Annotated in this window: 9 protein-coding genes; all 9 read right to left on the bottom strand. The window is 55.6% G+C overall.

Annotation, left to right across the window (positions count from 1 at the left end):
- The coding region (locus ABWO67_RS17650; protein ID WP_353154107.1) for a methyl-accepting chemotaxis protein at positions 1-1,133 on the bottom strand (1,133 nt) is incomplete at its 3' end.
- A gap of 1 nt (position 1,134) precedes the next feature.
- Positions 1,135-2,673 carry a flagellar hook-associated protein FlgL gene (gene flgL, locus ABWO67_RS17645; RefSeq protein ID WP_353154105.1) on the bottom strand — a complete coding sequence of 513 codons (1,539 nt, stop codon included), beginning with the start codon at positions 2,671-2,673 and terminating at the stop codon, positions 1,135-1,137.
- A 29-nt stretch (positions 2,674-2,702) separates the two neighbouring features.
- Positions 2,703-4,349 carry a flagellar hook-associated protein FlgK gene (flgK, locus tag ABWO67_RS17640; protein ID WP_353154102.1) on the bottom strand — a complete coding sequence of 549 codons (1,647 nt, stop codon included), beginning with the start codon at positions 4,347-4,349 and terminating at the stop codon, positions 2,703-2,705.
- 103 nt (positions 4,350-4,452) lie between these two features.
- Positions 4,453-5,433 carry a flagellar assembly peptidoglycan hydrolase FlgJ gene (gene flgJ, locus ABWO67_RS17635; RefSeq protein WP_353154099.1) on the bottom strand — a complete coding sequence of 327 codons (981 nt, stop codon included), beginning with the start codon at positions 5,431-5,433 and terminating at the stop codon, positions 4,453-4,455.
- Positions 5,434-5,441: 8 nt separating this feature from the next.
- Positions 5,442-6,509, bottom strand: coding sequence for a flagellar basal body P-ring protein FlgI (locus ABWO67_RS17630; RefSeq protein ID WP_353154110.1), 1,068 nt, complete (start codon positions 6,507-6,509; stop codon positions 5,442-5,444).
- Between the two features lie 79 nt (positions 6,510-6,588).
- Positions 6,589-7,272 carry a flagellar basal body L-ring protein FlgH gene (locus ABWO67_RS17625; RefSeq protein ID WP_353154096.1) on the bottom strand — a complete coding sequence of 228 codons (684 nt, stop codon included), beginning with the start codon at positions 7,270-7,272 and terminating at the stop codon, positions 6,589-6,591.
- 2 nt (positions 7,273-7,274) lie between these two features.
- The gene (flgG, locus tag ABWO67_RS17620) at positions 7,275-8,060 is read right to left on the bottom strand and encodes a flagellar basal-body rod protein FlgG (RefSeq protein WP_353154093.1); all 786 of its coding nucleotides are present in this window, start codon (positions 8,058-8,060) and stop codon (positions 7,275-7,277) included.
- Between the two features lie 45 nt (positions 8,061-8,105).
- The gene (gene flgF / locus ABWO67_RS17615; protein WP_353154090.1) at positions 8,106-8,852 is read right to left on the bottom strand and encodes a flagellar basal-body rod protein FlgF; all 747 of its coding nucleotides are present in this window, start codon (positions 8,850-8,852) and stop codon (positions 8,106-8,108) included.
- A gap of 13 nt (positions 8,853-8,865) precedes the next feature.
- Positions 8,866-9,231 (bottom strand): flagellar hook-basal body complex protein (locus tag ABWO67_RS17610; RefSeq protein ID WP_353154088.1); only part of this gene is annotated, 366 nt, incomplete at its 5' end.

Raw genomic sequence — 9,231 nt, 5'->3', positions numbered from 1 at the left:
GCCAATGCGCCATTGACGTGAGAGACCTGCTCGCCCAGACCGCTTGCCGACGATGCCGCATTTTCGACCAATAGCGCGTTCTGTTGCGTGACCCTGTCCATCTGGGCCACTGCGTGGTTGATCTGATCGATACCTGAAGCCTGTTCCGTTGTTGCCGCCGATATTTCACCCATGATATCTGTGACACGCGCCACCGATGAGACGATCTCTTGCATGGTGGAACCCGCACGCTCGACCTGAGTAGATCCTTCGGTAACGTTCCTGACCGAGTCTTCGATCAGGCCCTTGATTTCCTTGGCCGCCTGCGCACTGCGCTGCGCCAGGGCACGGACTTCCGAAGCCACGACGGCGAATCCCTTGCCTTGCTCGCCGGCGCGTGCAGCTTCCACCGCCGCGTTCAAAGCCAGGATATTCGTCTGGAAGGCAATACTGTCAATAACACCAACAATATCGGCTATTTTTTTCGAACTGGACGAAATAACTTGCATGGTGGTGACCACCTCGCCGACGGCAAGACCGCCGCGTTGCGCCACGTCCGAGGCGCTGGCGGCAAGCTGGTTCGCCTGGCGCGCATTATCGGCATTCTGTTTGACCGTGCTGGCCAGTTGTTCCATGCTGGCAGCGGTTTGCTGCAAAGCAGCCGCTTGCTCTTCAGTCCGACTGCTAAGGTCGGTATTGCCCGTTACGATATGCTGCGAACCGGCGTGTATCTCGTTCATACCGTGGCGCACCGTGGCTACGATGCGGCCCAAGCTGTCCTGCATACGCTTTAACGCGTTATACAACACCCCGATTTCATTTTTTGATCGCACTTCGACGCGCTGGGTCAGATCGCCTGAGGCGATATGATCGAAATAGGTTTTCACTGCATTGATAGGCCGCAGCACAGTCAAGGTCATGGCAATATAGGTAAACACGGCAAACACTATCGCCATTACTGCCAGCATAATCAGCACATAGCGTGACCGCTCTATACCCTGCACTACCGTTGAAACCGTGCTGCTATCCAAAGCGCCCTCGGTAGCCAGCAACGCCATAACTCCCGTCTGGCTATACCAGCCCACTGCTACCGCGAGTAAAGTCAATCCGGATAACAAAAGCACAAATAGAGAAAAGCTGGTTTTAAGTCGCATCTTAGTTGCTCATGTTGAACAGGCTGGTTGCCTGTATCTTGCGAAACGCCAGCGCTGCGGCTTCGAGGGCCGAGGTGCGCAGTTGCAATTGCGCCGACGCGGTGTAGTAATCCAGATCTTCCAGTTTCGACAATTGCGAACTAAAACTTAGCGACCGCATGGCGCCGTTGGCGTCTAGTGCGTCAAGCTCATTCATGCGTGCGCCGACCGATGAACGTACGGTAAGGACGTTGTTGTAATTGACATCCAGACGCTGCATGGCTGTGGCCAGCGTGTTTTGGAACGCGGCCTTGTCTTGCTCGGAGCCATGGGGCTGCTTCAATGAGTCAATGATGCTGTCGAGCGTATCGAAGATATTCAAGTCGGTCTTTACCGCCGAAGCTTGAACCGTGAATTCGTCATTCAGTGCTGGACTGCCGGAAATTTTGACTTGCATGCCATGGGGCAACTCAAGGACATTTTCCCGACCCGGTACGTACTTCTGATTAGTAAGCGTTTCGGGAGGATAAGCCGGATTGCTTATGGTTACGCTGTATTCATCGGGCCCGGTGAACGTAATGTCATAGACATCACCAGGACGCGTCTTGGAATAGTCTGATACCGAGGGAGAGCCTATCGAAGCGCCGCCGGTATTTGCCCCACCTTTGATCGCAGCGTAATCCGAAGAGCTTGCGGGCTCGACAACGAATTCGTCGCCTATCGCTGGTGTGCCAGAAAAGTTAGCCTGCACCCCATCACCTAACTTCAAGGATGCGGTCGTACCCGGAATGTAAGTACCAGTAGTGACGGTGTCTGCCCCGCCGGCCGGATCCTTGGCAGTTACCGTGTACAGATATTCGCCGGGATTAGCACCCGCAGCGAAGACCACATTGAAGGTTTTCCCGACATCGTCGCCATTCGTATCCATGATCATGGGTGTACTGATTACGCCACTACCGCCATTGGTCGTGGAGGCCATAGTCAAGTAACTGGTGGTACCCGGTGCGGCACGATTAAAGATATCCGACCCCACATCGCTTCCAGCAATTTGACGGGTTTGATCTGCTTGTATCTTGCGTTGGCCGGCGTCGCCCATGTAGACGATTTTTCCATTGACGTCCTGGTACGCAGCAGTATTTCCTTTTGCCCCAGAAAACAGATACTGGCCGCTGCCATCGGTGGCATTGACCAGGCCCAGCAAATTGTTGCGCGCATTGGACAGCACATTGCTGAGCGTCGAACGATCAGCGTCCGACATAGTGCCGTTACCGGCCGATACCAGTTGCGTTTTCAGATCCTGCAGCAAAAGCGTCACGGACTGCAAAGTATTGTCTTCGATCCCCAGATTACGGTTGGCGACCTCGCGGTTATCCGCGAAACGCTTGTTCATGGTTTGGGCTTGGCTGATATTAATGGCCTGCGCCGCCGCCAAGGGATCATCTGCCGGGGTCACCATGCGCTGACCGCTGCCAACTTGCTGATATAAATGCATCAAGTCGGACTGCTGGGCATTGATCGAGTTCAGTCCCGTCTGGAAAAACAAAGTGGAACTAATACGCATGGCGAAGATCCTGAAAAAATAAAAGCGGTTTAACTACGCATACCCAGCAAGGTATCGAACAAGGTAGAGCTGACCTCGATCAGCCGCGACGCGGCGCGAAACTGTTCCTGGTAACGGTCCAGATTGACGTACTCTTCATTCAGATTCACGCCGGACAATGCTTGCTGGGCCGCAAAATTCTGCTGTATGAGCGTTGCCTGCGCTTTTGCAGCCGTACCATTCTGCTGTGTCAGCACGCCTACTTTATTAACAATTTTCGAGAATGACTCATTAAGACTCATTGAGCCGTTGCCCAGTACCTTATCGGTTTGCAACTGGGCCAGCTTGAGTCCGATATCGCCATTGGCAGTGCCCGTATTGGGAGAGGCCAAGGCGAGCTTGGACGCGTCAGAGATAACCAGTTTCAGGCTTTCTGCCGCAGTCCGGGTGGGCTGAACCGTCCAGGAGTCGGCAGCAGCGGGCGTGCCCGGCTGAATACTGAACTTGACCCCATCGACCACATCACCATCGACAATAGACACTGGCTGCCCATTGGGAAGACTGGTAACCGTATAGCCGCCGCTCGTTGCGTCGTAGTCGACACGGTAATCTTGCCCTGTCAGTTTATTGGCGTCAGAGAAATCAGCTGTAATGCCCCCGGTGCCGGTATTTTTGCTACCAGACAGCACCTTGATGGGGCCAAGACTGAAAACGTCGCCACCCGCAACCCCGTTAAGGTCGGTGCCGGTACGATGTATGTCGTTTACAGCCATTGCAAGGCCAGCAGCCAGGCGGCCGAGCTCGTTCTGAACGCTATCCAGGGCATCGCGCCGATAAGACATCAAGCCACCCAGCTTGCCGCCGCTAATGGCGTCTTCGCGCATTTCGACCTGACTCATCGCGCCGCCCTGCGTGATAACAGAGTAGGCGATAACAACCCGGGATGGATCCGCTGCCGATGGCTGCGTATGCAATGGAAACACAGTGTCGCCGCCAAGCAGCACCTGGCCATTGCCCACAACCAGACCAACTTTGCCGTCTTGTTCGATCGCTTTAACGTCTACCAGTTGACTGAGTTCCGATACTAATTGATCGCGCTGATCCAACAGATCGTTGGGTTCGTGCCCCGGATTGGTTGCGCGGGCGGTTTGAATTTGCGTATTCAAATCACGTACGCGTTCCACATAGCTATTGACCTGCGTGACCGTAGTCGTGATTTGGGTATTGATGTTCTCGCGCTGGTTGGTCAGGAAACCGTTGGCGTCATTGATTTGACCCACCAGGCTGCTGGCGCGGCCCAGCAGTTCCTGACGTGCTGCCGGATCAGCCGGCGCGGATGCCGCTGCCTGCATACTATCGAAAAAATTCTGCAAGGCCGGTGTGATGCCTACGGTGCGGTCTGCAAACAGATTATTGATCTGGCTGATTTCATTGCCGTAGGAAACCAGCGCGGCGCCAGTGGTTTGGGCGCCGACCAGTTGGCGGTACAAAAAACTGTCGTATGCACGCTGAACGGTAACGGCCTGTACCCCGCGCCCGATGTATCCGGCGTGAGTGCCAGTGGCGCCAGCGGTTTGCGCCAGCACTGTCTGGCGGTTATACCCGACAGTATCGGCATTATTCAGGTTGTGCCCGGCCGTTTGCAAACGGTTTTGCGCAGCGTTAATGCCAGAGAGACCCAAATTTGCTAAGTTCATGAAGAATTCCGCTTTTAATCGGCGAGTGCCGGCACCCGCCCGTATACCAATGCCATGTAAAGCGTTAACGGCAGAAAAACCAAAAGGTTTAGCCCTTCTGTTTTCACTTTCCGCGTTTAGGGCCTGCGTCGAAGTAGCTCATGATGGAAATCAGTTTTTCCGCATAAGCGGGGTCTGTGGCATAGCCAGCCGCCTGGATCCGATGAGCGGCTTCTTCCGCCGATGGCGCACCGACCACCTCGCTATAGCGTTTGTTTTGCCCAATCAGTCGTGCATAGTCGGCAAATGATTCAGCATAGGAGTCATAAGCACGGAACGGCTGCCTTACCTTGCGCTCGACACCACCCTCGAACTCGGTTGTCATGATGTTGACTACCTTGCCTTTCCATCCTGAACTGGCCTTGATACCGAACAGGTTGTGACTGGTGGTGCCGTCTTCGTGCATGATTTCACGTCGTCCCCAGCCCGACTCGAGTGCTGCCTGACTAAGTATCAGCTTGGCAGGCACGCCGCTTTCGCTTGCAGCCACCTTGGCGGCTTCCGACATTTTCGAGACGAAACGCTGGATATGCTCAGGCGCACCCTTGATGGCGGCATAGATTTTTTCGGTGAGCGGGCTCTTCGCCAACATATCGATTAAATCAGTGATCGACGCCGCATCATTGTGGCGGCTTTCACCTACACGGGAGCGCAGCCCGGGCAGGCGTGAAGCAGCCAGCTCTGGCATATCCGGGGTGGTTCCCAAAGCCGATGGCGCCTGGGCGCCTTGAATCTGGGCCAGTAATGCTTTAGCCAGTCCTATGCCAGGATTGGCCAATTGCAAAGCCATTTGTTCATCGCCCATGCTCTGGGCCATCCGTGTTTGCTGACTATCGAACAGAGTAGGAGAAGACGAGGCCTGGCGGGCCTGTTTGAGCATTTGCTGAATAAACAGCGCCTCGAATTGCTGGGCGACCTTCTGCTGCTGCGCTTGCGGCGCATCGGCCCCCGCACTGACTCCCCGCTTCAGGCTATTAAGCGCGCTGAAGTCCAGCGATGACATGGGCGCATCCACGGGACGAGGGGTATATTGCACGAATGTCATAGTTGGCCCTAGATAATTTCCAGGTCGGCGCGCAAAGCGCCGGCACTTTTCAGATTTTGCAGAATGGACAACAAGTCTTGCGGCGTCGCGCCTAAAGCATTCAGCGCTTTGACGACATCGGCCAGATTCGCGCTGGTGCGGACACGTTGCAAGCTACCTTGGTCCGACCTCATTTCGATCTGGGTGTTTTGTGTGACGACGGTCTGGCCACCACCAAAGGGGGTATCAGGCTGGTTGACCTGATTTTCCTGGCTAATAACTACCGAGAGATTGCCATAGGCAATGGCTGCCTCGTCAATAGTTACCGTACGGTTCATGACTACGGATCCAGTACGAGCGTTGATTACCACTTTGGCGCGTGCCGGCGGGACATTAACCTGAAGGTTCTCTACCTGAGATAAAAACGCGGCCTGCGCCTGAGGATCCAGCGGGCCGCGCAGTTGAACTACCCTACCATCCAGCGCCGAGGCGGTACCTGTTCCGAAATGCTTATTCAACGCGGCAGACATGCTTTGCGCCGCGCCGAAATCAGTCGTATTCAATTCGAGATTGATAATTCCATCGCGTATAAACGTCGTAGGCACACTGCGCTCGATAATGGCGCCATTGGAAATAATGCCGCCATTAAGCTGGTTAACCTGTACGCTGGAACCACCCGCCGACGCGCCTGCCCCGCCCACCAGCAAATTGCCCTGGGCCATGGCGTATACCTGCCCGTTGGCGCCCTTCATGGGCGTCATCAACAACGTGCCGCCGCGCAGGCTCTTGGCATTACCCATGGACGAGACCACGACATCCACCGTCTGTCCAGGCTGGGCGAACGCGGGCAGATTGGCCGTCACAATAGCAGCCGCCACGTTTTTGACCTGCATATTGGTGCCCTGAGGCACCGTTACCCCTAATTGGGACAGCATATTGGTCAAGCTTTGTTGGGTAAAAGGGGTTTGGCGAACCTGGTCACCGCTGCCGTCCAGGCCCACGACCAGGCCATAACCAATCAACTGGTTGGCGCGCACGCCCTGAATGGAAGCCAGATCCTTGATCCGTTCGGCCTGTACGGCGCCTGCAGCCAGCATGCACAATACGCCCACCGCGAGCCGCCAGCCGTGGCCGCCGAGTCCGCTGAATAAAGAAGAAATCAAAGCCGGTACCCTGTTAGAACGGAGAAACATTCAGGAAAAAGCGCTGCAGCCAGCCCATGGTTTGCACTTCATCCATGGTGCCCTTGCTGCGAAACTCGATACGAGCATCCGCGACCTGAGTGGAAGAAACCGTATTGGACCCTGTCACCGAGCGCGGATCCACCACGCCTGAAAACCGAATGTGCTCGCTGCCGCGATTGATGGCGATTTGCTTATCGCCCGCGATCTGTAAATTGCCATTAGCCAGCACACCTACGACAGTCGTTGTCAGGGTGCCTGAAAATGTATTATCGGCACGCGTAGAGCCCTTGCCCTGGGATGCATTATTTCCCGCAATGTCGAAATTCTGCTTGGCTCCCAGATCGGTTGGCAACATTGCCGGAGCCAGTTCTACTCCGAATCCGGCACTCCCCGAACGATCAGTCGTCGTCTGGACATTCTTGGCGGCATTGGTTTTTTCCTGGATAACAACAGTAACGATGTCACCCACATTACGCGGCCGCCTGTCTTCAAACAACGGGTAGCTGCCATAGACGGTAGGTTGATAAATGGAACCATTTGGCTGGGCAGCCGGCATCGGCGCAGGCGGCGCAGCGGTCAAGGGCCCTGTCACAACCGGCTCGGGCGGCACCAGCGCGCAACCGGACAACACGGCAGCAACCAAGCACAGCAGAAAAAGACGAAAGCGGTTAACCATGATCAAAGTTGAGTCAGGCGGGCCAACATTTGGTCGGAAGTCTGAATAGCCTTGCTGTTCATTTCGTAGGCGCGCTGTGTCGTGATCATATTCACCAGCTCTTCCGCCACATTGACGTTGGACGTTTCGTTGTACTGCTGTAGAACCAAACCCGCGCCGTCCAGACCAGGCTGTGCAAAATTGGCAGGGCCCGATGCATCGGTCTCGACGTACAGATTTTCGCCGGCGCTTTGCAAGCCGGTAGGATTAATGAATGTGCTGAGCTGTAGTTGCCCAATTTGCACATTCGTACCCACGGCACCCGGCTGCGTCACCGACACAGTACCGTCGCGCGCAATGGTAATGGTCTGCGCGTTATCCGGGATATTGATAGGTGGCTGTATCGGGTATCCGCCAGCGGTAACCAGCTGACCGTTCTGATCTACTTGCAGGCTGCCGTCACGGGTATAGGCGAACGAACCGTCAGGCATTTCAACCTGCAGAAAGCCCTTGCCCTGAATGGCAATATCCAAGTCACTACCAGTATTTCTTAGATCGCCCTGCGTGTGAATCCGCTCGGTTGCCACAGTTCGTACACCGGTGCCTATCTGCAATCCGGATGGCAGTTGATTGGCGGCGCCGACTTGTGCGCCCGGCTGGCGAACGGTCTGGTACATCAACTCTTCAAATACAGCGCGGCTGCGCTTGAAGCCCGTCGTGTTGACGTTGGCCAAGTTATTTGAAATGACATCCATGTTGGTCTGTTGCGATTCCAGACCGGTTTTGGCAATCCATAGGGAACGAATCATTTTATTTCCTTGACGTGCAAGCCTGGCTTGCACTGAATATCAGCATTAGCCGTTGGACGACAGTATGGAATTGGCGCGCTCGGCGTTGGTGCTGGCGTCTTGAATAACCTTCATTTGCATCTCGAAGCGACGCGCGTTGGCGATCATGCCGACCATGGCTTCAGCGGGATTCACGTTGCTTTTTTCGATGAAACCGGAAACCATGCGCACCTGCGGGTCGGCCTGGGCCGCCTGACCTGCGGCCACACGAAACAAGCCATCGTCCCCGCGCACCATGCCCCCGGCCGGCGGATTCACAAGCTTGAGCTGGCCTATCATTTGGATATCGCTCGGGTTGTCGCCTGCACCCAATGCCGTGATCTGCCCATCACTGGAAAACGTAACGCTACCGCGATCAGGAATTTCCACTGGCGCGCCATCGGTCGACAGCACAGGCAAACCCTGCTGTGTTACCAGCAAATTATCTTGATTGACGGCAAGCTCACCCGCACGCGTATAGGCCTCGCCCTCAGGCGTTTGCACACTGAACCAGCCGTCGCCGGTGATCGCGACGTCAAGCGCATGGCCGGTCTCGGCCATAACGCCCTGCTGAAAGTTGCTGGAGGACGTTGCGGTAGCCGTCGAAACCCGGGTGGGCAAGCCGGGCTGACCCTCCACGGGCACCGAACGGTAAATCGCCATCTGCTCGCGGAAACCCGTGGTGCTGACGTTGGCCATGTTGTTGCTGATAACAGCCTGCTGTTCCAGCACGCGCGCGGCGCCGCCAGCGGCAGTGTAGATAATGCGGTCCATTTATGCGTCCGGCCTAGCGCATGTTGATCAGGGTTTGCAAGACCTGATCCTGAGTTTTGATGGTTTGCGCGTTCGCTTGGTAAGTACGTTGCGCAATGATCATATTGACCAGTTCCTGGCTCATGTCGACGTTGGACTCTTCTACCGCCTGGCCTTTGATGGTTGCCAGGCTGTTGGTGCCCGGAGTACCGAGTATGGGCTGGCCTGATGCCGCAGTTTCTACCCAGGCATTGCCGCCAGCAGGCTGCAAGCCTTGCAGGTTATTGAAGTCGGCAAGCACCAACGTGCCTACGGATTTCGTTTCGCCATTGGTGTAGTTGGCAACAATAGAACCATCGGCGGCAATCGACATGCTGGCGTACTCACCCGTGGCCGAACC

This window comes from Pollutimonas bauzanensis (genome assembly GCF_040393045.1).
In the GTDB taxonomy this organism is placed as follows: Bacteria; Pseudomonadota; Gammaproteobacteria; order Burkholderiales; family Burkholderiaceae_B; genus Pollutimonas; species Pollutimonas bauzanensis_A.
The sequence above is the reverse complement of the archived record's forward strand: the minus strand, read 5'-3'. Positions and strand labels throughout refer to the sequence as shown.

Coding starts and splice junctions, on each gene's coding strand:
- flgK (WP_353154102.1), bottom strand. CDS start 4,349: ATGAACTTAGCAAATTTGGGTCTCTCTGGCATTAACGCTGCGCAAAAC.
- ABWO67_RS17630 (WP_353154110.1), bottom strand. CDS start 6,509: ATGCTGGCTGCAGGCGCCGTACAGGCCGAACGGATCAAGGATCTGGCT.
- flgJ (WP_353154099.1), bottom strand. CDS start 5,433: ATGACATTCGTGCAATATACCCCTCGTCCCGTGGATGCGCCCATGTCA.
- flgL (WP_353154105.1), bottom strand. CDS start 2,673: ATGCGTATTAGTTCCACTTTGTTTTTCCAGACGGGACTGAACTCGATC.
- flgF (WP_353154090.1), bottom strand. CDS start 8,852: ATGGACCGCATTATCTACACTGCCGCTGGCGGCGCCGCGCGCGTGCTG.
- flgG (WP_353154093.1), bottom strand. CDS start 8,060: ATGATTCGTTCCCTATGGATTGCCAAAACCGGTCTGGAATCGCAACAG.
- ABWO67_RS17625 (WP_353154096.1), bottom strand. CDS start 7,272: ATGGTTAACCGCTTTCGTCTTTTTCTGCTGTGCTTGGTTGCTGCCGTG.